Source organism: Microcystis viridis FACHB-1342 (assembly GCF_014698335.1).
Lineage (GTDB): Bacteria > Cyanobacteriota > Cyanobacteriia > Cyanobacteriales > Microcystaceae > Microcystis > Microcystis ichthyoblabe_A.
Genome location: NZ_JACJSV010000015.1, coordinates 36,196 through 59,796, shown reverse-complemented (window position 1 = coordinate 59,796; position 23,601 = coordinate 36,196). Strand labels below are relative to the sequence as shown.

Sequence of the window (23,601 nt, the reverse complement as noted above, 5' to 3'; positions counted from 1 at the left end):
GGGGGGTCGGTAACAATGGAAAAATTCAATTCTAAAGATAACTTTCTCTACCCTAAAACCAGCTACAGGGGTTTATTCACGCCACAAAATTTAGTTTTTAACGCTAATTTGCAGGAATTCGCCCTGAGAGTCTCTTTTATCGCTGGTTTACACAGTGGGGGAAAGCTTACCTCCACGGAAGCTTACGAGAAAATTAACCAGCTTTGGCAAAAGTTGAATACCAGTCAAAAATTCCTGTTAGCTAATCATTTTGAGGATGACGGAGATTGAGAGAAGGGGGTTTTTCAGTGACCAGTAAACAGCATCTAGACTGCCACAGTAACAAAAGTGGGTCAAGTAGTTCTTAGTCAAGTCAGAGCTTTCTGACCATAGCTGGCTTTCATCTTCTAGATAAAAATGTCAACAAAAGACAAAAGCGGGTAATTCTGCCGCTACAATATGATAGCGAGTTGTCAAGAGAACAGTAAAAGAACTGCCAATTGGATCTAGATGCCTCAATATACTACTAAACAAGCAACGGAAAACCCTGTTGTGTCCGACCAGTCCGCCAATAATCCCTTTTCACTATTTGGTCAATTTTGGGAAAGCCTAAAAATTGTCGCTCAACCCTATTGGTATCCAACGGAGTTAAATGGACGTGCCTTTGGAGATGTGATCATTTCTTGGGGAATGTCAGCTTTGATCCTTTTAAGTATCTTGGCAACAGTCGGGGTAGAAGCTTTTAGTAGCTACTGGAATCGTTATGTACTCGATATTATTATTGAAGATAGAGATCTTTCTAAATATCTAAATACGCTTTGGTTATCCAGTTTGTTGATTATAGGAACAACGGGGTTATTTGCTTTTTCTCAATTTATTCGTCGTCAAGTGGCATTGGATTGGTATAAGTGGTTAACCAAACAAACCGTTAAAAAATATCTCAATGATCGCGCTTATTATAACATTGATTTTACCTCAGCTTTAAAAAATCCCGATCAAAGATTATCTCAAGAAATTGAACCAATTACGACCATGACCCTAAGGTTGTTAATCACCTTCGTGGAAAAAGGGTTGCAAATGATTACTTTTGCGATTATTCTTTGGACAATTTCTCGGCAAATTGCGGTTTATCTAATAATTTATACAATCGCAGGAAATTTCATAGCAATTTATCTAACTCAAGAATTAAACAAAATTAATCAATCGGAGCTTAATAATAAAGCTGATTATAATTATGCTTTAACCCATGTGCGTAACCACGCCGAATCAATTGCTTTTTTTCAGGGAGAAGAGCAGGAAGAAAAAATCATTGAAGACCGTTTTCAACGGGTTATTAAAAGCTCGGAAAAACTGATCAATTGGGAACGGTTTAATAATCTTTTTAATCGAGGTTATCAGTCAGCGATTAGTGTATTTTCAATGTTTATTTTGACCCCGATGTTTATTAAAAACGAAATCGATTATGGGGAAATAAGTCAAGCGAGTTTATGCTGTTTCCTTTTTTCTAATGCCTTGGGACAATTAATTACTGAATGGGGAACATCGGGTAAAGTTTCAAGTTATATTGAACGGTTAGCTACCTTGACAGATGCCTTAAAAGTTGCCAGTGAAGAGCCGAAAAACTTAAGTCGTATTACCACCCTGGAAGATAATCGTCTAGCTTTTGAAAATTTTACCCTACAAACTCCCGATTATGAAAAGGTAATTGTGGAAAATTTATCGGTTTCTGTCCCTTTGGGAGAAAGCTTACTGATTATTGGCCCCAGTGGTCGAGGAAAAAGTTCCTTGTTACGAGCAATCGCCGGTTTATGGAAAGCAGGTAGTGGTCGTTTAGTTCGTCCTCCTTTAGCTAAAATGTTATTTTTACCCCAACGTCCTTATATTATCCTTGGCACTTTACGCCAGCAATTACTTTATCCCCATACCAATGAGCAGGTGAGCGATGAAGAATTAGAAAACATCTTAAAAAAAGTCAACCTGCAACATTTATTAACTGACAAAAATACCTTAGATAAACAAGTCAATTGGGAACAGATTTTATCCCTCGGAGAACAACAAAGATTAGCTTTTGCTCGACTATTAATCACTAAACCTACCTTTACTATCTTAGATGAAGCAACCAGCGCTTTAGATTTGGCCAATGAAGCCAGCTTATATCAGCAATTACAGGAAAGTGAAACCACCTTTATTAGTGTTGGTCATCGGGAAAGTTTATTTAATTATCATCGATGGGTCTTAGAGTTAACAGAAAATTCCCATTGGCAGCTGTCAACTGTAGAAGATTATCAGCGCAAAAAAGTGAATAACCTAGTGATGATGTCAAAAAAATCAGAAAATTTTTCGTCGGTAAAAATAGAGACTTTGTCTGAGGTTAAAACTGAGCATGATGCGGAAATTGCCGGAGTTTCTGAAATAGCCGAAGGTTTGTCCCATCAACAAATGCAGTCCCTAACTGATTATTCTTTAAGTAACGTCCGGAGTCGTGCCAGTTTAGGTAAAATTATTACTGCCAAAGATGGTTTTAATTATCGTTACGATAAAGACCCAAAAACCTTAAAATGGGTGAGAATATAGCTAGGGGCTGCTGAAAAAGTTTTTCGTGGGGGTAGGGTGTGGGGTGTAGGGTGTGGGGTGTGGGGAGTTTTCTCAGTGAACTGATAACTGATAACTGATAACTGATAACTGGTATAGGAATTTTATCAAATGAAAGCACTGGAAAAACTGGTGACGGAACGATTATATTTAGTCCCCTTAAAGCTTGAACTTCTCAAGGCCGCAATTATAGGTATCGATGAATTAGCAACAATTTTGGGGATAAAAGTTGCAGCTGACTGGGCCGAACAAGAATTGATTCAAGCTTTCCCTGATATTGCGAATATTTTGCTGCAATTCCCCTTACAAAATGAATGGGGATGGGGAAGTTTAATTATTCATCAAACAGAAAATACTCTTATTGGTCATGTGATGATCAAAATTATTCCTGATGTCACAGGTTTACCCACAGATGCTGTAGAAATTGGCTATCAAGTAGCGCCGTTATATCGACGACAAGGCTACGCATCCGAGGCGACAAAAGCAATGATGGACTGGACACTTTCTCAACCTGGTATGCAAACAGTGACCGCTGGCTGCGCTCCCGATAATATAGCTTCAAAGCGAGTTTTAGAAAAAATAGGCATGGATCTGATAGAAGCACGAGAGAAAGTCTTGGTCTGGAAATTAAGTAGGGTTTGCTGAAAAAGTTTGTTGGTGGGGTTAGGAGTCAGTTATCAGTTATCAGTTATCAGTTATCAGTTCACTGAGAAAACTCCCCACTTCCCCACTTCCCACACCCTACACCCCACACCCCACACCCTACACCCTCTTTCAAGTCAGTAGTCGGGGGGGAAATCTGGAGTCAGAGCCTCGTCGATGCGATAAAATACTCTGGCTCTGTATTTGTTGGTTTATGAGTTGACGAGGACTTCAGCGATCGCCTGGGAGATGGGAAAATAAGGAGGATAAAGTTCTAGCCAGAAAAACTCGCCAACGGGATTAATTTCTAAAAAGATATAACGTTCATCTGGTGTGACAATCATATCAATTGCGCCATAATTAAGACCGAAATATTTCACTAATTCTAGTAGTTGTTTTTCAATAGTTTTCGGTAAATCGTAGGGTTGCCATTGTTGATGGAGCGCTCTTCCCTCTTTTCGCCAATCGTAGATAGCGCCGTCTAATTGTTGGGAATTAATCGCCGCCGTAAATATTTGTTCACCGACAATAGTGATGCGTAATTCCAAAGCTTTAGGAATGTTTTCCTGAAAAGTCATGGGACAAAATTGCAAACCTTCCAAATTATCTAGGTCCTCCTTAGTAACAGGACTGGTAAAAACAACCATTTCCTCTTGCTTGTCTCCATAAATAGCAAATTGAGAAAGCATTTTAGTCACAATTCCTGTTGCTTCAAACTCCTGAGCAAATTGCTTGACAGCTTCAGGATTATTAGAAGTTAAAGTCCCCGGAATTAATAAACCTAATTGTTGCGCTACTTGTAACTGCAATTGTTTATGATTGGCATGATCTACCTTAGCAATTGGATCAAGATGAAAGCCAGATAAACTAGCAATCATTCCTCGAATACTTAACCGACATTCCTTAAGAGAAGCTTCGCGAAATTGACTATCCATCCCATCGGGTAATTTTAGTCCGTATCTCATGCGTCGATACCAGACAGCAGAAACTTCTTTTAGCTCTAATTTTTGGTCTCCATCGGTAATAATTCCGCCTTTTTGACCGCCTGAGTAAAGATCAACTTTCACCTCTGTAGGGAAGCGATCGGTATCAAAACGGAAGGCTTTTTTCCCCATCGTTTCTATGGCTTTGATTACCAGAGGAATACTTTCATTATCGTGGCTAAAAGTAACAATTAAAACGGTCATAGATTTCCTTGATGATTTGGGATTGAGAATCCTGATTAGATTTTGGATTGAGAATCTTGATAATCCTAAAATCCTCAAAATCCTGATTAGGTTTTGGTTTGATTTTTAGCATACTAAAAAATCAGCGATCGCATTAGAAATAGGTAAATCTAAATCCCGTTCTAACATTCCCCACTCACCACCCGGATTAACTTCTAAAAAAACGTATTCTCCCCCAGGAGTTAAGATAAAATCAAACGCCCCAAAATTCAACCCTAAATTAGCCATAAAAATCTGAAGTTGCTGCAATAGTGAATCGGGTAAAGTATGATGTTGCCAAGCACCAGGATCAATACCCGGTCTTCGCCAATCTACGGCAGAATTATTATACTGAGAAGATTCTAAAGCACCCACAAATGTTTGTCCATTAACCACGACAATTCTCAATTCTAATTGTTTGGGAATTTCCGCTTGAAAAACCATAGGACAATAGCGTAAAGATTCCGCTTCCTCAAGGTCTTCTGCTTTCACCCTACTGGTATAAAGAAAAAATTCCGGCGATTCCATGCTGTGGGCGATCGCAGTTAACAATTTACTCACCATTCTTCCCTGAACCTGGGAAAAAAACTCCCGGGCAGCATCAGGATTATTGGTCACTAAAGTGGGGGGAATAATCAAGCCAACTTCTGAGGCCAAACGAAGTTGTAATAACTTATTTTTAGCCCTCTCAATTTGCGCTAAATTATCTAACCAACGCGCTGACCTTAAACTATCCCAAAAACCGGCCAAAGTCGTCTGGGATTCTCGCACACAAGCCTCCCGAAACTGAGGATCTAAATCCCCTGTTAGTTCAGGTTGCCAAATACGTCTTGTCCAAACAGATTGCACCTGTTGACTATCAATAGATTGATGGTTATAGGTTAATTGATAAAAACTTTTTTTACCATTAAATTGGGCTGCTAATTGAACCTCTAAGGGAAATTTATCGGTATCTAAGCGAAAAGGTGTGGCTCCTTTTTTTTCTATCGCCTCAGCCACGCGGTCAATCGTGAAAAAATCGCCGCTATGGGTCAACAATAAAACAACTTTAGGCGATTCTTTCATATCAGTGGGAAATTCCTATATTTAAATTTCTTTTTGTCTCTCTTAACTGGCGACAAATTCTGGTTTAGTTGTCAGAATCGAATATTCGCAAGACTGGGGATTGTCCATCCGCTCCTGAGCATTGAGGATTTCTAACCCCACCACGTTCCCCCACTGGTCATAGTCGAGAATCACCCCCGGACTCTGCTCGTCGCTTTCTGTAATTGGCACATTACTTAAGGTGATTTTGAGAGCATCAACGACCGGATCATAGGTCACTTTCATGGCGTTCTCCAATATTTGCTGAACTACCTACACTTTTCTTGCGGGTAAGTGTAGGTTTTCTACCCAACAGATAGCGGAATCGTGGATTTCTTGCGTCCTCTTCTACCCTATCCGATTTCCAGTTGGCTGTCGTTATTATCGATCTGACTGTCTAACAGTATTTGCGTAGGTTTCCATTCCCCATCCATTGTTTGACAAGTGCATACCAACCATACGGATTGGTCTCCATCCCCGAACTCAAGGTGACAATCTTGGCAGGTTTCTTGGAAGTTTTGATCCCCGAACTGCAATTCCCCATCTATATTACCGATATGGTCACTAAGCCTCAGTTCGGTGGGCATCCATTCTCCATCGCGAGCTTGGCACTCAGCACTCAGGATTGTGCTGTTAGGGTCGTAGTTAATACTGCTGCAAGTGTGCGAAAAATTGGGCATGACAACTCTGTGTGTTAAAAAACAATATGATTCAGCATAGTGCCTTAACAGCCGACATTCCGCACATCTTCATATACTTTTATATATTTTTACATTCCCCAAGATTTTTTAACGAAAAACCTTGATTGTAGAAACTACTATTGAGAACATTTTCAATAATTGATTTTTTCTGAGAAAAAAATTTACAATTCTTCACCTTGATCAAAATCCATCATTGTAGCTATAATCCTTACTGGACAAGGATTGTAAGCAATATATTGGTAAAAATTATTAATTCAATGTTAAGAAGTGCGGAAAGTGGGATTTAATACTCCACACTTAAAACTCAAATCTGATAACTGATAACTGATAACTGATATCTGATAACTGATATCTGTACAACTACTTAGTACAAACGCTTACGGGGGCGATAATTAGCCACGGATTCCACTAAACCCAAGGCGATAAAATTGGTTAATAAAGATGAACGTCCATAACTTAACCAAGGTAAAGGAATCCCTGTAATCGGGGCTAATCCCACGGTCATGCTAATATTAAGAATTGCCTGAAAAGCGATCATCGAGAGAACACCGATCGCTATTAAAGAACCAAAGTTTTCTTTAGCAGTATTAGCAATGACTAACAAACGCCAACAAACTAACCAGAAAGCTATTAAAACTAGAATACTGCCAACAAAACCGAGTTCTTCCCCGACTACCGAGAAGATAAAATCGGTGTGTTGTTCGGGAATAAAATTTAATTGGGTTTGGGTGCCTTGGTGTAATCCCCGTCCCAATAATTCTCCTGATCCGATGGCAATGCGAGATTGAATTAATTGATAACCTCCCCCCAAAGGATTCTTTTCTGGGTGAAGAAATAGGGTTAAACGATCTTTTTGATATTCTTTTAATAAACCCCAAAAAACCTCGCCTAATTTACCCACTGCCAGATTAGTTGCCACCACGATGAAAGTAGATAAAAAACGGTAGGGAAGGGTAAACCAAGCAAGCACAGCGATGATAATTGCTAAAACAATCCAAGCAGGAAAAAGTAAATTAAACAGAAAAACCGATGCGATGGGAGATAACAGGATAATCATCCAAGGTAGTTTCGCATTAGCCCAGTAAATCATGCCTAGGGTAATTGCCCCAAAGACTAATCCTGTCCCCAGGTCCGGCTGCGCCATAATTAACACCCAAGGGATGGCAGTGACGGCAAAAACACGAGCGATCGCAAAAAGATTATCGGCGGGACGATGATGTAGGAGGGCTGCTAGGGTGATAATTAAACCTACCTTGGCAAATTCCGACGGTTGCACGTTAAAACTGCCGATATTAATCCAACTTTGCGCCCCATTCGCCGTCACGCCTAGGATAATTACCGCGATTAGGGAGAGATTGGTGAGAAGATAGGTTAACCAGTGCCATTTGAGCAGACTTTCGTAACGACAACGGGCCAGAAATAAAGCGATCGCCACTCCCACGCATCCGAATAACCAGTGTTGCCACCAATCGAGAGCAGTGGTATGTCTTTCGGCACTACGAATCATTAAACCACCGAAAACGGTTAAACCCGTCACCAAAACGAACAAAAGCCGATCCATTTGGGCTATATCCCGGAAAATGAAGCTAAACTGCTCACTAAAACCGCGTAGTTTCCTACTAATAAGGGACTGTCTTCTCACCATTTCTCTCCCCAAATTTACTAACTAACTAGGGTTTGCTCAATAAATCTAAAAACATTGTTCGATAATACTTTTAGACCTTTTTGAAATCCAAAAGCACCGGCCCTTGGAGTGATCGGGGGGAAAATTTAGGGACTTTTTCCCTGAAAATGGGTAAAATCCTACACCCTACACCCTACACCCCACACCCTGCCCCCACCGAAAAACTTTTTGCCGCAAACCCTAACTATAGGCTGCCACGGATACTTTCGCCGCCACCTGACGAGCGATCGCTATCAGGGCTTTAGCTGAGGCCGATTCTGGTTGCCCTAAAACTACTGGTACACCAGTATCACCGCCCTCCCGTAGGGCTATCTCCAGAGGTACACATCCCAGTAAAGGAATGCCCAATTCTTGCGAGGTTTTTTCCCCACCACCGGACCCAAATAGATCATAGGAGCGATCGGGCTGATCGGGAGGGATAAAATAACTCATATTTTCCACGATACCCAAAACCCGCGCCCCTAGCTGTTGGAACATTTTTAAACCCCGACGCGCATCAATTAAAGAAACCGTCTGGGGAGTGGTGACAATCACCGCACCGGCTAGGGGGACCGATTGAATTAAAGTTAATTGTGCATCCCCGGTACCGGGAGGCATATCGACGATTAAATAGTCTAAATCGCCCCAGTTGACTTGATAGAGAAACTGACGGATAATGCCGTTTAACATCGGACCGCGCCAGATTACCGGTTGATCGGGGTTGATCAAAAAGCCCATGGAAACCATTTTGATGCCATGGTTGAAAGCGGGTTCCAATATCTCGCCATTTGCGCCCTGTACGGTCACTTGTGCGTCATTTAAGCCCAACATTGTCGGGGCGTTGGGGCCGTAGATGTCCGCGTCTAATAGCCCCACTTTTGCCCCTAAATGAGCCAAGGCGACGGCGATATTGACAGCCACGGTACTTTTTCCCACACCGCCCTTACCACTGGAAACGGCGATAATATTTTTAACCCCCTCCACGCCTTGGCGATCGGGTAAAGCTTTTTGTTGCGGGGTTTCGGCAGTTACCTCCACGGCGACACTTTCCACCCCGGGCAGCTGTTTAACGGCTTTTTGGCAGTCTTCCACGATAAATTCGCGCAAAGGACAGGCGGGAGTGGTCAAAACTAGGGTAAAGCTAACTTTTCCGCCATCGATCGCCACATTGCGGATCATGTTCAATTCCACTAGGCTTTTTTGCAGTTCTGGATCTTGAACGGGACGTAATACTTCTAAAATCGATGCGGTATCAAGGGGCATGGTTTCAGTGTCTCTAGTCAAGTATTGTTCTTATGGTTATTTATCTTAACCTTGTGGGGGTTGGGTGTTGGGGTTTTAGGGTTTTAGTTGAAATTCCCCCATTCCCCTATCCCCCTAGATATCTAGATCTCTAGATTACGGTAATAGGATCGCCGACTTTAATTGTACCTGTCTTTTCGGGGATGACATTTTCTCCGAACATAATGCCCCCGGGGAAACGGCGAAAAGTGCTTAAGGTTTTTAAAGGTTCTTGCTGGGGATTTCTCCTACCTGTTTCTTGATCGGTGGTGGTGATAATACAGCGACTACAGGGTTTAACTAGGGCATAATTTATCTCTCCAATTGTGATCTTTTGCCAACTACTTTCGCTAAAAGCTCGATCGCTACTAATAACAATATTAGGCCGAAAACGATTCATCGGCACTGGTGTGACTAAACGCCGATTTAAGTCCGCTAAAGAAGCAGTATTAGTTAATAGAATTGGATAACCATCGGCAAAACTGACGGGAGTATGATCGTTCCCTGCATAGCGAGGATTCGCAGGACGTGGATAATCGGGAGATTGTCGCACTAAACGACAAGGAATGTCGAGAATTTTCTCAAACCATTCGGCGATTTCATCTCCTTGATCCATGGCTATGGTTTGGGATTCCCAGATTTGAACCGCTCTTTTTTCTCCTGTGAAATTAGGCTGAAAAGTCAGGGAATCTTGAGATGTTTTCAGAGAAAAGTTATCCTCTGTTATGGTGACAGAAACGGTGGCTAATTGCGGATATTCCCTTTGGGTGATAAATTTACCCTTACCATCCACTAACATCATTTCTCGATCCCAGAGTAAACCTTTAGGAGTCACTTCAGCTTGGGATAATTGAATACCTCGACAGGATTTAATCGGGTAGATATAGAGATCAGTAACCTGCATTTTCTTTCAGTAGTTCTACATATTTTTTAGCCACATCTTCCCACGTCCAGAAATTAATTTTATTGGGGATATCTTCGGGTAACAAGCGAGGAATTGGATTGAGGATAAATTGTTCTAAACAATTGGCTAAACTGTCCGCATCTCCCCTAGGATAGAATTGCACTCTTTCGGGACAATTATATAATTCTACCTGTTCTTGAAACACTTCTAAATCGGAAGCAATAACGGGAATACCTTGTAAAATTGCTTCTGCTATTGCTAATCCAAAACCTTCGTATTTTGAGGGAAATACCACACAGGAACAGATTTGATAATAAAACTGCAATGTTTCATAGTCTTGATAACCTAATCCCTTGAAATGACTCTGAAAAATTTCTTGATTTTCCCGATAAAGTCGGGTACATTCTTTGAGATAATCTTGGTATTCTTGAGTTTGGGACTGTTGAGATAATTGCAGATTTCCATTAACTAGATTATCGGTTTCCTTGCCAATAAAAACAACCTTGAAGTTTAAGCCTTTTTTGGCTAGTTGTATAGTTGCTTTGAGCAAAGTCAGATGATCTTTGTAGATACCAAAGGAGGAGGGAAAATAAAAAGTAACTAGCTCACTTTTGACTAAATCACTCTTGGGATTAGACTGCTCGACAAATCCTGCTAAAAGTACAGCTTTTAATTTACTAGCATAGGTAACATTAGGAAAAATTTTTAAAACATCTTCTTTAGTTTTTTGGGAAATTGTGAACAGTAGATCAGCCCGATCTAACCATTCTTTTAACGCTTCATTGTAGGGTTCTTGATAAGATTCTGAGTAAGTTAAGGGAGCAAATTGCCAAAAAACATCATAAATAATGCCACTTAAAGTAACCTTGACATTAGGAGGAGAAATCCGATTAGTCATTCCATACAAACAGTGATCAGCTTGGTAACGCTTGATAATCTGATTAATTCTTGCTTCGATGCGTAAAAGTCCAATTCTACGAGAGAAAATATGATGAATAGAAGTTAGTCTTAGGGTTTTATAAAAATTCGCTAGAAGACCATAAACATAGATTAATTTTGTTTCAAAACTATGGGGATAAAAATCAAAATTTTCGTAGATAAGTTTATCGGAATCGGGCATTAAATATCTAAAATATTCAATTTCCTTACGAGGGAGGACGATAATAATCTGTTCGACATATTCTAATAAGCTAGGTATCAAAGAGATAATGACTCTTTCTACTCCTCCTTTGCTATAAAATAGGATCGGGATGACAATTTTCATAGATTTCCTTGCAGATAGATGGCAATAAAAAAATTGATTCTCGATTTGAACCTAATTATATTATAGGCTCGAATTGTTCTAATGAGTCGAGAAATCGAGTTAAATTCAAAAAAATAAGACCCTATCAACCATTGAAAAGTAGTCTCCGAGCCAGTAGTCAGCATTCAGAGAAGAAAAAACGAATAGATTGTTTACTTAGACTAGAAAAATGACCTTTTTGCCTATATGTCCTTAAATTAGGGATTTTAGGATTAAGTGTGCCCTTAATATCTCACTTATGCGGGATATCTATGAGCATTTCCTCTAAAACCCTGGCTACCCTTAGGATTAAGTCTTCGCGATCGGGTGCGGCGATGATTTGCAAACCTAAAGGTAGCTGGGATGGACGTTTAATCGGCAAAGAAAGGGCAGGTAAACCGATAAAAGAAAAAGGTTGGGTGAATCTGCCTAAATTGGGTCTAATTAATAGCTCTTGCCCGTCAATAATCATTTTTTCTACTCCTAATGGTGGCGCAATACAGGGAATCGTCGGGGTGAGAATAATATCGACTTCGGCGAAAATCTCTCGCAGACGATCGCGATACCAACGGCGAAAACGTTGAGCCTGTAAATACCAGCTAGAGGGAATTAATGCCCCTGCCAAGAAGCGATCCCGGGTTGCGGGGTCAAAATCCTCTAATCTGGTCTGTAAACGCGGTAAATGCCAATTTGCGCCCTCGGAAGCGGTAATTATATAGGCGGCTGCCCTGGCGCGGGCGGTTTCGGGAATGGTGATTTTTTGGCTCACTCCTAAACGTTCAGCGATCGCTGTCACCGCCTCGATTACTTCCGGTTCGGCTCCCTGCTGAAAATAATCGTCGGCAAGGGCTATTTTTACCCCCTCTAAGCCATTTAAAGGGGCTTTAAGGTTATTTTTGGCAAAAAGACTCCAAATAGCCGCCATATCCGCCACATTGCCGCTAAAAAATCCCAGATGATCCAAACTACTGACGAACAAAAATAGGCCCTGACGGGATACGCGCCCAAAGGTGGGTTTTAGCCCCACCACGCCACAGCAAGCGGCGGGAACCCTCACGGAACCATTAGTATCGGAACCGAGGGCGAGAGGCACTAAATTAGCGGCAACGGCAGCAGCGGAACCGCCGGAGGATCCCCCCGAGACGCGACTAGGATCGCGGGGGTTGGGAGTGGCTCGATAATGGGCATTTTCGGTGACAAAACCGTAGGCGTACTCATCCATATTGGTCGCCCCCACCAAAACTGCCCCGGCTGCTTCTAGGGTTTGAATAGCGATCGCATCTTGTCCGGCGGCAGGGTGATCTCGATTGATTTTGGAACCGGCAAGGGTGACAATACCCTTGATATCAAAGAGATTTTTGACGGCGAAGGGGACTCCTGCTAAGACACCGACGGGTTCCCCATTGGCGATCGCTAGATCGATTTTTTGGGCTTGAGCGAGCGCTCTAGGCTGTAAAATGTCGGTAAAGCAATTTAAATGGGGATTTTTTGCCTCTATCTCCGCGAGAGTCTGGCTAATAACTTCTAAGGCTCTAGTTTGACGATTTTGGATCGATCGAGCTAAATTGATCGCAGAAATAGTCATGGTTCAAAGCTGAGGGCGCTTTCCCCGTCATCCTCTAAGGGAAATTCTGTCACTAAACTGGCGATTTCTTGCAAGCGTTGCCAGTTTTCAACCACAGAATTTAAATAGCGATCAGGAATGGTTAAATCTAGGATTTTCGCCATGATTATAACGTATTCTTCGGAATTATTCATAGAGGTTGCATTCCATATTTGTGATTCAAAGAGGGCGAATGCAATTCGCCCCTACAATAAATAATATTATTGCGCCAATAGTAGGGGCGCACCGCGTGCGCCCAAAATGTCATCTAGACATTTCGACCAAATTGAGATGCAGCCTTCATAGATTTCGTTCTGGTTGGGGTAAAGGAGATCAAAATTTGCTTGAAAGCGGCGCTCAGGAATAAAATCGACACCTAGTTAAGCTGTGAAAATTGCTAGGATATAAGAGAAAATCTCCTGTAAATACAATAGCTATCCCTAGGGAGGAAGTATAACTTGAATTTGTTCTTGACCACCGACTCCCCAGCATCATAACCTGAGATATGATCCTAGAACTGTATATTGAGATATTTTCCCCTCCTTCACCCCCCGATTAAATTAAACTTATATATGACCAAAAACAAGAGGTAACAAGTCTCCCCTTTCAAGAGAATGAAAATTAAAAGCTACTGAAGACTACTGGTAGTCACTGACAACTGATAACTGATAACTGAAATGACCATCTTACAAGACGAAAAACTCCTCTTTACTCCCGCAATACCCCACAGTGATGCCCTTAGAACTATTTTTGCCTTTCCTAATCAGTATTCTGTGGGTATAACCAGTTTAGGTTATCAAATTGTTTGGGCAACTTTAGCCCTGCGATCGGATATACAAGTTAGTCGTTTATTTACGGATTTTCAAGAATCTTTACCCCGTTATCCCGAATTAGTTGGCTTTTCCTTTTCCTGGGAATTGGACTATGTTAATATCCTCTCGCTGTTAGAATCTTTAGAAATTCCTTGTCACAGTCATCAACGGCAAGATCAGCAGGCGATAATTTTTGGGGGTGGACCAGTTTTAACCGCTAATCCCGAACCTTTTGCCGCTTATTTTGATGTAATTTTATTGGGAGATGGTGAAAATTTAATTGCTGATTTTATTAATGCCTATCAAGAGGTTAGAAACGCCGATCGACCGACAAAACTCCGTCATTTAGCCCAGGTTTCGGGGGTTTATGTTCCTAGTTTATATACCGTTAATTATGACAGTCCAGAAGGTGAAATTACGGCAATTCTACCCATAGATAATAATGTTCCCGCCTTTGTTAGTAAACAAACCTATCGCAGTAATACCCTTTCAGCTTCTACGGTGGTAACAAAACAAGCGGCATGGGAGAATATTTATATGGTAGAGGTGGTGCGAAGTTGTCCAGAAATGTGCCGTTTTTGTTTAGCTAGTTATTTAACTTTACCCTTTCGTACCGCTAGTTTAGAATCTTTAATTCCCGCCATTGAAAAAGGTTTAAAAGTGACCGATCGCTTGGGTTTATTAGGTGCTTCCGTCAGCCAACATCCTGAATTTGAAACCTTACTCGATTATCTTTTTCAACCAAAATTTGAGGGGGTTAGACTCTCGATCGCTTCAGTTAGAACTAATACTGTCACGGAAAAATTAGCCAGAATTTTATCCCTAAGAGACAGCAAATCAATTACTATTGCCGTAGAAAGTGGTTCCGATCGCTTGCGGGAAATTATCAACAAAAAGTTAGCCAATGATGAAATTATCCAAGCTGCCATTAATGCTAAAGCGGGCGGTTTAAAAGGGATAAAACTCTATGGTATGGTGGGAATACCGGGAGAAGAAATCGAAGATATTGCGGCAACTGTGGAAATGTTAATAGCCTTAAAAAAAGCCGCCTCTGGACTGCGAATCTCTTTCGGTTGCAGCACCTTTGTGCCTAAATCCCATACTCCTTTTCAGTGGTTTGGAGTTAATAAAATGGCCGAAAAAAGATTAAAATATCTAGAGAAACAATTAGGTAAACAGGGCATAGAATTTCGACCAGAGAGTTATAATTGGTCAGTGATTCAAGCCCTATTATCTAGAGGCGATCGCCGCTTAACTTCCCTGTTAGAATTAACTCGTGGCTACGGTGATTCTTTAGGCAGTTATAAACGCGCTTTTAAGGAACTAAAAGGACAAATTCCCCCGCTAGATTATTATGTTCATCAACAATGGCGTTTAGAACAGGTTTTACCCTGGAGTCATTTACACGGTACTTTATCCTCAAATGTTTTAATAAAACATTTAGAAGATTCCCAAACAAAAAGGTAAAATATTGCTAATAAGCTAAGACACATTTAAACAATGTCTTGACTATCAGACCCCAAATGAGGTATTCTATCAAGGTAGATCGGATATTGGTGCAATTCAGAATTGAATTGGTGCTTTTATTAACTATCAATCTCGATTAAACCATTAATTTAATCTTAGTTATCAGCCCATGAGCCAGAAAAATGATACAGTTACCCTGCTTTTATCCCTGCTGATTACCCTAATATTTTTTGGGGCTGGTAGTTGGTGGTTATACAATCGTTTTCAAGGATCAAATAACCCAACCAATCTTTCTGAAATCGAGAAAATATCACCAGAGCAAAAATCGGTATCGCCACAAGCAAGATTTAGTCAAGGTGAAAACTTATTAATAGTTGAAGGGGCTGCTTCTGACAAACAAGCTGCTATACAGGCACTCGGAAAAGGGGACTTTCAGCAAGCAGTTTACCTCCTAGAAAAATCCCTGCGAGCTAATCAAAATGATCCCGAAGCTCTCATCTACTTAAATAACGCCCGTATTGGTGAAGCTAAGTCCTATACTATCGCCGTTTCCGTGCCAATTGGGAGCAATGTCAACACCGCCCTAGAAGTTTTACGAGGAGTTGCCCAATCTCAAAATCAAATCAATCAAAGCGGAGGAATTAATGGCATTCCTTTAAAAGTTCTCATTGCTGATGATGCTGATAATCCCGAAATTGCCGCTCAAATTGCCCAAAAATTAGCGGCTGATAACAGCATTTTAGGAGTAGTAGGACACACTAGCAGTGATACCTCTTTAGCGGCGGCTGCTATCTATCAAAAAGCGGGATTAGTAATGATTTCCCCCATCAGTACCTCAGTTAAACTCTCCAATTTTGGTGACTATATCTTTCGTTCTGTTCCCAGTGATTTTGTGGCGGCACGGGCATTAGCCGAATCTAGTTTGCAAAAAATTCCTAACGTCAAGGCAGTGGTATTTTTTAACTCCCAAAGTGGTTATAGTCAATCCCTAAAATCTGAATTTACCACCGCTTTAGGATTAGGAGGAGGTCAAGTGGTGAGTGAATTTGATCTATCTTCCCTCACTTTTACCCCTTCTAAAAGCCTCCAACAAGCTCAACAGGAGGGAGCAAATCTCATCGCCCTTCTTGGGGATAGTGGTACCCTAGATAAGGCTTTACAGGTGGTTCAAATCAATGGCCAAAAATTACCGATTGTGGCGGGTGATGACGTTTATAGCCCCAAAACTCTGGATGTAGGCGGAAAAAATGCCCTGGGCATGATTGTCGCTGTCGCTTGGCATTTGGCGGCTAATCCGAACAGTCCTTTTGTGAATAATTCCCGCCAATTGTGGCAAGGAGACGTAAATTGGCGCACTGCCACCGCCTATGACGCTACCCAGGCTTTAATCGCCGGAATTAAGGCAGAATCTAGCCGAGAGGGAGTTCAACAGGCGTTAAGAAGCAGTGATTTTTCTGTACCCGGGGCGACTAATCCCGTGCGATTTTTACCCTCTGGCGATCGCAATCAATCCGTGCAATTAGTGGTAGTTGAACCAGGTTCTCGTTCTAGTTTTGGGATGGATTTTGTGCCAATTTCTCGATAAAATAACAACTAAATCAAGATGAATTGTAAGTAAGTATTTATAATTAAATTGAAGATAGATTTTGCCTCTGATCCCCCCTTAATAAGGGGGGTGTCTGACAACTATTAGCACCTACCTACTTATGTTAGAAACTCCCCCCAAATATTCTGTTCTTGGTTTACCGGTTCATCTTCTCGATAACTACAGTCGTTGGTTAATCGATCGCCTCTATCAAGGTTTTGGTTCCCACGTTGTCACTCTTAATGCAGAAATGGCAATGTTAGGGGAAAATGATGCTAAAGTAGCCCAAGTTATTCGAGAAGCAGATTTAGTTATTCCCGACGGCGCGGGGATTGTTATTTACTTAAAATTAAGGGGTAAAAAACAAACCCGCTGCCCCGGTATTGAATTATCAGAATCCTTAATTACTGAGTTAGGAATGCAGGGAGAAAGTTTTCCTATTGCTTTTTTTGGTGGTAAACCGGGGATTACTGAACAAGCGGCAAGTAATTGGCAAAAAAAGATACCTAATATCCGTATTCTGACTAACCACGGTTATCTATCCTCCCAGGAAATGTCCGATTGGATCGAGGTATTAAAAGATCAACAACCGCGGTTAATTTTAGTTGGTTTGGGAGTACCCCGACAAGAATATTGGATTAGGGAACATCGATATCTCTGTCCCCAAGCTATCTGGGTAGGTGTGGGGGGCAGTTTTGATATCTGGTCCGGGACAAAAATCCGCGCCCCTCGCTTTTTCTGTGACAATAATTTAGAGTGGTTGTATCGACTCTATCAGGAACCTTGGCGCTGGAAAAGAATGTTAGCTTTACCTAAATTTTTCTGGCGCTCTCTTTTTTATTCCTAGCAAGAGTTATTATAAATTCTTTTCGATAAAGGCAATCACTCGCTCTAATCCTTCCCGTGTTTTCAAGTTGGTGAAGATAAAGGGTTTATCCCCGCGCATCTTTTTGGCATCTCTATCCATCACCCCTAAATCTGCCCCCACCATCGGGGCTAAATCTATTTTATTGATTACCAATAAATCCGATTTGGTGATACCCGGTCCCCCCTTGCGAGGGATTTTATCTCCGGCTGCCACGTCAATCACATAGATGGTTAAATCTACTAATTCGGGGCTAAAGGTTGCCGCTAAATTGTCACCACCACTTTCCAGAAAAATTAGCTTTAAGTTAGCAAATTTTCTCTCTAACTGTTCAATGGCAACTAAGTTAATTGAGGCATCCTCGCGAATAGCTGTATGGGGACATCCTCCCGTTTCTACTCCTAAAATTCTTTCTGGAGCTAAAGCTTGCGATCGCACTAAAAATTGGGCATCTTCTTGAGTATAAATGTCATTGGTGACTACGGCGATCGGATATTGATCCCGCAAATTTTTACACAGGGCATCGAGCAGGGCTGTTTTTCCTGAACCCACCGGACCGGCAATTCCCACGCGCAAGCAAGACATAGTTTTTTCGGGAAAAAGTGAAAAGGAAAGGGTTAAAAATTTTGGGGCTATCGGATAGAAAAAAGAGGGGTTCGCAGGGCGACACGGATTCCCACTATAATAAAAGGTTAACATAAATCTGAGAATTTGTCAAGCCCTTTTGCCAATAAATTTGGGGAAATTATCGGCAAAAAGATCACCAAAAGTCAGTGATTTGGTAGCCAAAATCCGTTAACATCTGCCTAAACAGGGGCAAGCTTAAACCGATAACATTACTGTGACATCCCTCTAATCTTTCCACGAATAGACCCCCCTTTCCTTCTAAGGCAAAACAGCCGGCACATTTTAGGGGTTCTTCGGTGTCAACGTAGGCAATAATTGTTTCATCGCTGATATTGGCAAAGTGAACTTTAGTAATCCCACAACGAGTCAAAGTTTGATTATTAACTCGATCAATTAAAGCATGACCTGTATAGAGTGTACCCACCAGACCGCGCATTTTTTGCCAACGATTGATCGCTTCTAATTTATCCTTGGGTTTGCCATAGACTTCCCCCGCTACTTCTAAGACGGAATCACAACCAAGAATTAATCCTGTATCAAATTGGGGGGCGATCGTTTGCGCTTTACATTGGGCTAAAGTTTGGACAAGATGGAGAGTATCATCGGCATTAATTGTCGATTCATCAAAGTTACTCACTCGCACAATCGGATCGATTCCCACCATTTGTAATAGTTTTTTACGCGCAGGAGAAGCGGAAGCAAGAATCAAGGGAATAGACATAGTTTTTTCAGTCAAAAGAGATAGGAGATAGTTAGGTAGGGTGGGTTAGGCAATGACAAATTATTAGAATTAATTATTAATTGATCTATTGGCCGTAACCCACCATCAGTTATCAGTTTTTTAGCTATTTATGCTAAGAATTGGCAGGATTTTCGGGGGGAAAATAACGATCTAAAATCTCAACCATGCGGGATTGTCTTCCTTCATTGTCAAATCGATTGTAAAAATCTGACTGAACCTCATAAAAATCCGACATCGATCGAGTTAATTGTCCTAGCAGTTGATAAAGTCCCCGTCTGTCTTTTTCCCATTCTTTTTTAGACTCAGCAAGACTATTAGTTAACGCTTCGATCGATTTGGCGTTAGAATTAGCAATCACTCTAGTTTCTTTTAATCCCTGATTGGTTTCCTGTAGTCCTAATTTAATCTCCTGTAATCCTAATCTAATCTCCTGTAGTCCTGATTTAATCTCCCGTAGTTCTGTTAGGGTATTTTCAGCAAGAGATTCGAGTCTATCTAGTCTATTTTCTTCCGAGTTACTCATATTCAGTTATCAGTTATCAGTTATCAGTTACCACTTTCTTACTGATTACTATTTACTGATTCAGTAAGTAATCTCAATTAATTGTTAGATAGTGGGACAGGCTTCTGGTTCTTTATATGTTATCTTTAATTATAACCGGCTACCTAGTTGATGATAGGTGGTGCGTTACGACGGATTGTTACCTTTAAGTCAAAACAGGAATTTTTGCCGTCTAACGCACCCTACGTTTTACTATTACCTGTTGCCTATTTCCCTAACTAACCGAGAAAGAATCAACGATAGTTTCAAAGAGTTCTTGAATTTGCGTCCAACGTTTTTGGGAAGTGGAAAGATTAAAAGAATAGAGTTTATGATTATTAACCGTGACGCTGGCCAGATTATGACGTTCTTGGCCGTTGACTAATTTAACTTGATATTCGAGGATATAATAATCTTGGCCGTCAATTTGATGGGATTCTGAGCGAATTAATTCTACTTCCTTATCAAGATTGGGGTTAAGACTGTTATTTTTTAGGAGACGATAGCCAACTTCCGAGGGGGTCCCTAAATCTGTTAAAGTTTTATTGTCGGGGACGGGATTGATAATAACGCTTAAATTTTCGCTCGTTTCGATCAGGTCATGAAAAACCACATCTACTCCTGCAACTTTTTTCACTTCCACCTGCGTCCAACCCTTAGGATATAAAAATTGATAGCCTTGGCTGCCACTGGTGTATCCTTGCAGTCCAGCGATGGGAGTTGCACAACCGGTGAAGAGGAGGGTGGTAATTAGGAGGAAAGTCGCCAAAAGAGATTTAATCATGATATTTTGACCTGTAAGTAGGGCTGTTTAATTTTACCTTGAATTGTTTAGGTGAACGGATTATGAAAATTAAGAAAAAATTGACAATTATTATAGCTATAGCGACTTTTTTACTGACTGTCTCTCCCCTAAGCGCTCAAACTACCGCTAACCCCGTGAAAGCTGTAGAATTTTATAATCGGGGGGTGGATCGTTTAACCGCAGGGGATTACTCAGGGGCGATCGCCGATTTTACTCAAGCTCTACAATTAGAACCGAAGGATGCCGATGCTTACTATAATCGCGGCTATGCGGAATTAGTTCTCGGCCAGTACGAGCGAGCGATCGCAGATTATACCCAGGCCTTGACAATCAACCCCAATTATGTTAGTGCTCTCGGTAATCGTTGTTATGTGCATTATCTGACGAAAAAATACGAGGCAGCGGTGGAAGATTGCACAAAAGCGATCGCTTTAAACGGAAATTTTGCTGATTTCTTTATTTATCGCGGTAATGCTAAGGATGACTTGGGAAGACACCTAGAAGCGATCGAGGATTACACAAAAGCTTTGAGTTTACAGGGAACTAGAGGACAGGATCGCATTTTCTATAATCGCGCCCTGTCCTATAACCGAGCCGGACAGCAGGAAATGGCTTTAAGGGACTATAATGAGAGTCTGAAAATTAATGCTAATTTTGCCGAAGCGTACCACAATCGGGGTTTGACCTATTATAAATTGGGAAACAGGGAAAAAGCGATCGCTGATTTAGAGGAGGCGGCCCGTCTAGCGTTATCTCAGGGTAAACAGGGGACTGCGGCTAAGTCTCAGTCAGCAGTGGCATTAATTCAGGGTCAAAAGCCTTAAAATAGGGAGTAGTTGTGATATTAGCGGTAAAGAGGAGTGAAAGGGGCTAAATCGCAACTACGAGGGACTAAATTTTAGCCAGCTTGAGATGCGTAAAAAGCGACGGCTAACAGTCCACCGACAAGTGTGATCGCAGCAACACCCCAGAAAAGATAATTACGTTGTTGCGATTTAGTGGGGGGATCCGCTTGATAAACTTTCGGTTCGGCGGCGAAATTATTTAAGCGTCCACCTTCTTCATTTGTATAAGGCATAATCAAAACCTCAAATATGACAATTTTTCAGGAAAAAAATCCTCTTATTACAATCCTACAACATATCAGCAACCGAGTCGGGTATGTTGGAAATTCCCACGGGGATAACAATTCTTAGTCTTGGGGTAACTGCCGGACTCTGCTATTTTTATTAGCGATCGCATTTTCAAGGATTGAAACTGCGAAAACAAGTTTAAAAAGGCTAATCATACTAAATCCGTTTTTAATACTATGATTAACTCCCAAGTTATGGATTGTTTTTCCCTGCTCCCTGATCCAGCATTCCCCACTCTCCTATGCCTTTTAAACAGAATTTAGTATTAGGTGTTGGGATAGGGGGAGGTGGTTGCGTTAATATTAGTTACTGTATCTAATAACGCCGTAAAAAAACTATAGATGAATTCTCCCTATGCAGATTTCTCTCCTAGTAATTGGTTATCTATCACCCAACGACTTGTGGAAAGACATCCCCTATCTACCGATGCAATTGTTGATGTTGTTTTAACATCTTGGCAATCAATTTTTAATTCTCAGTTAGGTACAAAAGGTTTTAGAATTGGTAGGGATATCTTCCCTAAACCTCAAATTATGGGTTTTCTACTTCATGAATTAATTCCTTTAGAACTAAAAGCAAAATATCCCGATTTCTGGAGAGGAGATATCAGTATATCTGATAAAGATATTGTCTATATACCTGATGACTTTTTTTCAATTGAAGTCAAAACCTCCTCTGATCCTAGACATATATATGGCAATAGAAGCTATGCTCAAAATTCTAATAACAGCAAAAAAGGTAAGTCTGGATACTATTTAGCAGTTAACTTTGAGAAGTTTTCTAATACTACTAATCCTCAGATTAAACTAATTCGTTTCGGTTGGATTGATTCTGGGGATTGGATTGGGCAAAAGGCAGCTACAGGTCAACAATCGCGTCTTTCCTCTGACGTAGAAAACTATAAATTGCTCCAATTGTATCGAAAAATCTAGAATAATGAGCCTTGGATATAAGTATTGCTTCTTTCTTTTTTAAATCTTTTAAATCTCTCTGCAGCTATCTCGCAATAGTCTGGTCGAATTTCAAAACCCACAAAAATTCTTCCTAATCCCAAGGCCGCTATTCCTGTAGAACAAGAACCGGCAAAGGGATCAAGAATTATTTCTACCGGATTAGATGAAGCTTGTATAATTCTCTCGACAATTGCTAAAGGAAATTGTGCGGGATGTCCGGTTCTTTCCTTAGAACTGCGCTTTTCTCCTGTAGTGACTTTAGAAACTTCCCACACATCAGAAGGATTTTTACCGAGGGGATTACAACGATATTTACCATTTTTCTTTTGATTGGGATACTTAACGTTAGGGTCACGAATATTGTCTAAGTTAAAAGTATATTCTTGGCAATTTTTGAGATAAAAAAGCCATTTTTCATTGCGAGGACTAAGACGATTTTTTGTAGAAACACCTGCCCCATATTTCCAGACAATTTCTTGTAAAAGATAAAAGGGAGACTTATCCCAAAGAAGATAGGGAATCGGAACACATAATCCCTTTTCTGGTACTTCTAAATAACCAACATTTAGCCACAAAGCGCCGTTATCTTGAGTAATCTGATAAATTTGCCGCAGCCAATTAGCACACCAATCAACATAGTCATTGATTGAAAGAACTCGTTCATATTCTTTGCCAATATTATAAGGTGGTGATGTAACAGTGAGGTCAATTTTTATGTCACTATGAGATAGTTTAGACAAAAAGTTTGTGGCATCTCCTTGATAAAGAATAAAGCCGTTGTCCGAGTAAAAAGGTTGACCAAGATGACTAACCAGAATTTCTTTAAGAAAATTAAATTTGTTGGCTCTATCTTTTTCTAACTCTGGAGAAAATGGCTGTAGTAAGGAGGAAGGAGCAATCTGAGTTGATTGATGATCAACAATTCCCTCTGCTAGATAAGAGTTTTGTTCCTTGCTGGCAATTGGACGAGACTCATCTTCCCTAGACGATAGTTTTTTTTGTTTCCGCTGGGACTCTACAACCATAATCTCAAAGGACAGGTAAGTATTTTGATAGTTTTAATTATGCCCTTATTTTACCAAAATATCACTGGAGTTGTGCTTAATTTAATAACTTTTGTAATCATTCTCCTTCCC

General features: G+C 40.8%; 24 protein-coding genes. 8 read left to right on the top strand and 16 right to left on the bottom strand.

The window, feature by feature from the left end; genetic code table 11:
• Window positions 1–15: 15 nt before the first annotated feature.
• The 3 genes from H6G40_RS07475 to H6G40_RS07465 all read left to right on the top strand — a co-directional run bounded on the left by H6G40_RS07475 (window position 16) and on the right by H6G40_RS07465 (window position 3,216).
• Entirely contained in the window at window positions 16–270 is a 255-nt protein-coding gene (locus tag H6G40_RS07475) for a DUF7219 family protein (protein ID WP_069474630.1), read from the top strand.
• A gap of 219 nt (window positions 271–489) precedes the next feature.
• Window positions 490–2,553 carry an ABC transporter ATP-binding protein/permease gene (locus H6G40_RS07470; protein ID WP_069474629.1) on the top strand — a complete coding sequence of 688 codons (2,064 nt, stop codon included), beginning with the start codon at window positions 490–492 and terminating at the stop codon, window positions 2,551–2,553.
• 129 nt (window positions 2,554–2,682) lie between these two features.
• Window positions 2,683–3,216: a GNAT family N-acetyltransferase gene (locus tag H6G40_RS07465; RefSeq protein ID WP_016517284.1), complete on the top strand. Its 534-nt coding sequence runs from the start codon at window positions 2,683–2,685 to the stop codon at window positions 3,214–3,216.
• A 209-nt stretch (window positions 3,217–3,425) separates the two neighbouring features.
• On the opposite strand, the gene H6G40_RS07460 is transcribed toward H6G40_RS07465, so the two are convergent.
• The 10 genes from H6G40_RS07460 to H6G40_RS07415 all read right to left on the bottom strand — a co-directional run bounded on the left by H6G40_RS07460 (window position 3,426) and on the right by H6G40_RS07415 (window position 13,090).
• Entirely contained in the window at window positions 3,426–4,400 is a 975-nt protein-coding gene (locus H6G40_RS07460) for an MvdD family ATP-grasp ribosomal peptide maturase (protein WP_069474628.1), read from the bottom strand.
• A gap of 105 nt (window positions 4,401–4,505) precedes the next feature.
• Window positions 4,506–5,483: an MvdC family ATP-grasp ribosomal peptide maturase gene (locus tag H6G40_RS07455; protein ID WP_069474627.1), complete on the bottom strand. Its 978-nt coding sequence runs from the start codon at window positions 5,481–5,483 to the stop codon at window positions 4,506–4,508.
• 42 nt (window positions 5,484–5,525) lie between these two features.
• Window positions 5,526–5,747 (bottom strand): DUF2283 domain-containing protein, encoded by a 222-nt coding sequence (locus H6G40_RS07450; protein ID WP_069474626.1) that lies wholly within the window; start codon window positions 5,745–5,747, stop codon window positions 5,526–5,528.
• Window positions 5,748–5,854: 107 nt separating this feature from the next.
• Window positions 5,855–6,181 carry a mannose-binding lectin gene (locus H6G40_RS07445; RefSeq protein WP_002775566.1) on the bottom strand — a complete coding sequence of 109 codons (327 nt, stop codon included), beginning with the start codon at window positions 6,179–6,181 and terminating at the stop codon, window positions 5,855–5,857.
• A 385-nt stretch (window positions 6,182–6,566) separates the two neighbouring features.
• A complete protein-coding gene (gene rodA / locus H6G40_RS07440; protein ID WP_016517289.1) occupies window positions 6,567–7,847 on the bottom strand; it encodes a rod shape-determining protein RodA in 1,281 nt (426 codons plus the stop codon).
• A 219-nt stretch (window positions 7,848–8,066) separates the two neighbouring features.
• On the bottom strand, window positions 8,067–9,128 hold the full coding sequence (locus H6G40_RS07435; RefSeq protein ID WP_002733003.1) for an Mrp/NBP35 family ATP-binding protein: 1,062 nt from the start codon (window positions 9,126–9,128) through the stop codon (window positions 8,067–8,069).
• 130 nt (window positions 9,129–9,258) lie between these two features.
• Entirely contained in the window at window positions 9,259–10,050 is a 792-nt protein-coding gene (locus H6G40_RS07430; RefSeq protein ID WP_002740456.1) for an MOSC domain-containing protein, read from the bottom strand.
• Window positions 10,037–11,314, bottom strand: a complete 1,278-nt coding sequence (locus tag H6G40_RS07425; protein WP_123231107.1) for a glycosyltransferase — start codon at window positions 11,312–11,314, stop codon at window positions 10,037–10,039. The genes H6G40_RS07430 and H6G40_RS07425 overlap by 14 nt, the downstream gene beginning before the upstream one ends.
• 271 nt (window positions 11,315–11,585) lie before the next feature.
• Window positions 11,586–12,917 carry an AtzE family amidohydrolase gene (locus tag H6G40_RS07420; RefSeq protein WP_123231108.1) on the bottom strand — a complete coding sequence of 444 codons (1,332 nt, stop codon included), beginning with the start codon at window positions 12,915–12,917 and terminating at the stop codon, window positions 11,586–11,588.
• Window positions 12,914–13,090, bottom strand: coding sequence for a DUF4089 domain-containing protein (locus tag H6G40_RS07415; RefSeq protein WP_069474623.1), 177 nt, complete (start codon window positions 13,088–13,090; stop codon window positions 12,914–12,916). Before H6G40_RS07415 ends, H6G40_RS07420 begins: the two co-directional genes overlap by 4 nt.
• Before the next feature lie 522 nt (window positions 13,091–13,612).
• Between H6G40_RS07415 and H6G40_RS07410 the strand changes: the two genes are divergently transcribed.
• The 3 genes from H6G40_RS07410 (at window position 13,613) to H6G40_RS07400 (ending at window position 17,646) form a co-directional block, all read left to right on the top strand.
• Complete coding sequence (locus H6G40_RS07410; RefSeq protein WP_069474622.1) at window positions 13,613–15,214, top strand: B12-binding domain-containing radical SAM protein; 1,602 nt, start codon at window positions 13,613–13,615, stop codon at window positions 15,212–15,214.
• A 169-nt stretch (window positions 15,215–15,383) separates the two neighbouring features.
• Entirely contained in the window at window positions 15,384–16,799 is a 1,416-nt protein-coding gene (locus tag H6G40_RS07405; RefSeq protein ID WP_004158172.1) for an ABC transporter substrate-binding protein, read from the top strand.
• Window positions 16,800–16,920: 121 nt separating this feature from the next.
• Window positions 16,921–17,646, top strand: a complete 726-nt coding sequence (locus H6G40_RS07400) for a WecB/TagA/CpsF family glycosyltransferase (RefSeq protein WP_002733785.1) — start codon at window positions 16,921–16,923, stop codon at window positions 17,644–17,646.
• A gap of 9 nt (window positions 17,647–17,655) precedes the next feature.
• On the opposite strand, the gene ureG is transcribed toward H6G40_RS07400, so the two are convergent.
• The 4 genes from ureG to psbP form a co-directional block, all read right to left on the bottom strand.
• Complete coding sequence (gene ureG / locus H6G40_RS07395) at window positions 17,656–18,249, bottom strand: urease accessory protein UreG (protein ID WP_002792251.1); 594 nt, start codon at window positions 18,247–18,249, stop codon at window positions 17,656–17,658.
• 175 nt (window positions 18,250–18,424) lie between these two features.
• Entirely contained in the window at window positions 18,425–19,012 is a 588-nt protein-coding gene (locus H6G40_RS07390; RefSeq protein WP_002731779.1) for a Maf family protein, read from the bottom strand.
• Between the two features lie 133 nt (window positions 19,013–19,145).
• Complete coding sequence (locus H6G40_RS07385; RefSeq protein ID WP_002731575.1) at window positions 19,146–19,556, bottom strand: hypothetical protein; 411 nt, start codon at window positions 19,554–19,556, stop codon at window positions 19,146–19,148.
• 253 nt (window positions 19,557–19,809) lie between these two features.
• Complete coding sequence (psbP, locus tag H6G40_RS07380; RefSeq protein ID WP_002731843.1) at window positions 19,810–20,358, bottom strand: photosystem II reaction center PsbP; 549 nt, start codon at window positions 20,356–20,358, stop codon at window positions 19,810–19,812.
• Between the two features lie 62 nt (window positions 20,359–20,420).
• Here psbP and H6G40_RS07375 point away from each other — a divergent pair, with 62 nt between their 5' ends.
• Window positions 20,421–21,203: a tetratricopeptide repeat protein gene (locus H6G40_RS07375; protein WP_069474621.1), complete on the top strand. Its 783-nt coding sequence runs from the start codon at window positions 20,421–20,423 to the stop codon at window positions 21,201–21,203.
• A gap of 74 nt (window positions 21,204–21,277) precedes the next feature.
• Here the strand turns inward: H6G40_RS07375 and psb34 are convergent, their stop codons facing one another.
• Window positions 21,278–21,457, bottom strand: coding sequence for a photosystem II assembly protein Psb34 (gene psb34 / locus H6G40_RS07370; protein ID WP_002732326.1), 180 nt, complete (start codon window positions 21,455–21,457; stop codon window positions 21,278–21,280).
• A gap of 396 nt (window positions 21,458–21,853) precedes the next feature.
• Here psb34 and H6G40_RS07365 point away from each other — a divergent pair, with 396 nt between their 5' ends.
• Entirely contained in the window at window positions 21,854–22,444 is a 591-nt protein-coding gene (locus H6G40_RS07365; RefSeq protein WP_002733807.1) for a ScaI family restriction endonuclease, read from the top strand.
• On the opposite strand, the gene H6G40_RS07360 is transcribed toward H6G40_RS07365, so the two are convergent.
• Window positions 22,441–23,490 carry a DNA-methyltransferase gene (locus tag H6G40_RS07360; RefSeq protein ID WP_069474620.1) on the bottom strand — a complete coding sequence of 350 codons (1,050 nt, stop codon included), beginning with the start codon at window positions 23,488–23,490 and terminating at the stop codon, window positions 22,441–22,443. The genes H6G40_RS07365 and H6G40_RS07360 overlap by 4 nt on opposite strands.
• Window positions 23,491–23,601 lie beyond the last annotated feature (111 nt).

Coding starts and splice junctions, on each gene's coding strand:
- H6G40_RS07435 (WP_002733003.1), bottom strand. CDS start 9,128: ATGCCCCTTGATACCGCATCGATTTTAGAAGTATTACGTCCCGTTCAA.
- psbP (WP_002731843.1), bottom strand. CDS start 20,358: ATGATTAAATCTCTTTTGGCGACTTTCCTCCTAATTACCACCCTCCTC.
- H6G40_RS07415 (WP_069474623.1), bottom strand. CDS start 13,090: ATGAATAATTCCGAAGAATACGTTATAATCATGGCGAAAATCCTAGAT.
- H6G40_RS07460 (WP_069474628.1), bottom strand. CDS start 4,400: ATGACCGTTTTAATTGTTACTTTTAGCCACGATAATGAAAGTATTCCT.
- H6G40_RS07450 (WP_069474626.1), bottom strand. CDS start 5,747: ATGAAAGTGACCTATGATCCGGTCGTTGATGCTCTCAAAATCACCTTA.
- H6G40_RS07385 (WP_002731575.1), bottom strand. CDS start 19,556: ATGAGTAACTCGGAAGAAAATAGACTAGATAGACTCGAATCTCTTGCT.
- H6G40_RS07365 (WP_002733807.1), top strand. CDS start 21,854: ATGAATTCTCCCTATGCAGATTTCTCTCCTAGTAATTGGTTATCTATC.
- H6G40_RS07425 (WP_123231107.1), bottom strand. CDS start 11,314: ATGAAAATTGTCATCCCGATCCTATTTTATAGCAAAGGAGGAGTAGAA.
- H6G40_RS07410 (WP_069474622.1), top strand. CDS start 13,613: ATGACCATCTTACAAGACGAAAAACTCCTCTTTACTCCCGCAATACCC.
- H6G40_RS07375 (WP_069474621.1), top strand. CDS start 20,421: ATGAAAATTAAGAAAAAATTGACAATTATTATAGCTATAGCGACTTTT.
- H6G40_RS07455 (WP_069474627.1), bottom strand. CDS start 5,483: ATGAAAGAATCGCCTAAAGTTGTTTTATTGTTGACCCATAGCGGCGAT.
- H6G40_RS07420 (WP_123231108.1), bottom strand. CDS start 12,917: ATGACTATTTCTGCGATCAATTTAGCTCGATCGATCCAAAATCGTCAA.
- psb34 (WP_002732326.1), bottom strand. CDS start 21,457: ATGCCTTATACAAATGAAGAAGGTGGACGCTTAAATAATTTCGCCGCC.
- H6G40_RS07445 (WP_002775566.1), bottom strand. CDS start 6,181: ATGCCCAATTTTTCGCACACTTGCAGCAGTATTAACTACGACCCTAAC.
- ureG (WP_002792251.1), bottom strand. CDS start 18,249: ATGTCTTGCTTGCGCGTGGGAATTGCCGGTCCGGTGGGTTCAGGAAAA.
- H6G40_RS07405 (WP_004158172.1), top strand. CDS start 15,384: ATGAGCCAGAAAAATGATACAGTTACCCTGCTTTTATCCCTGCTGATT.
- H6G40_RS07475 (WP_069474630.1), top strand. CDS start 16: ATGGAAAAATTCAATTCTAAAGATAACTTTCTCTACCCTAAAACCAGC.
- H6G40_RS07470 (WP_069474629.1), top strand. CDS start 490: ATGCCTCAATATACTACTAAACAAGCAACGGAAAACCCTGTTGTGTCC.
- H6G40_RS07465 (WP_016517284.1), top strand. CDS start 2,683: ATGAAAGCACTGGAAAAACTGGTGACGGAACGATTATATTTAGTCCCC.
- H6G40_RS07390 (WP_002731779.1), bottom strand. CDS start 19,012: ATGTCTATTCCCTTGATTCTTGCTTCCGCTTCTCCTGCGCGTAAAAAA.
- H6G40_RS07430 (WP_002740456.1), bottom strand. CDS start 10,050: ATGCAGGTTACTGATCTCTATATCTACCCGATTAAATCCTGTCGAGGT.
- rodA (WP_016517289.1), bottom strand. CDS start 7,847: ATGGTGAGAAGACAGTCCCTTATTAGTAGGAAACTACGCGGTTTTAGT.
- H6G40_RS07360 (WP_069474620.1), bottom strand. CDS start 23,490: ATGGTTGTAGAGTCCCAGCGGAAACAAAAAAAACTATCGTCTAGGGAA.
- H6G40_RS07400 (WP_002733785.1), top strand. CDS start 16,921: ATGTTAGAAACTCCCCCCAAATATTCTGTTCTTGGTTTACCGGTTCAT.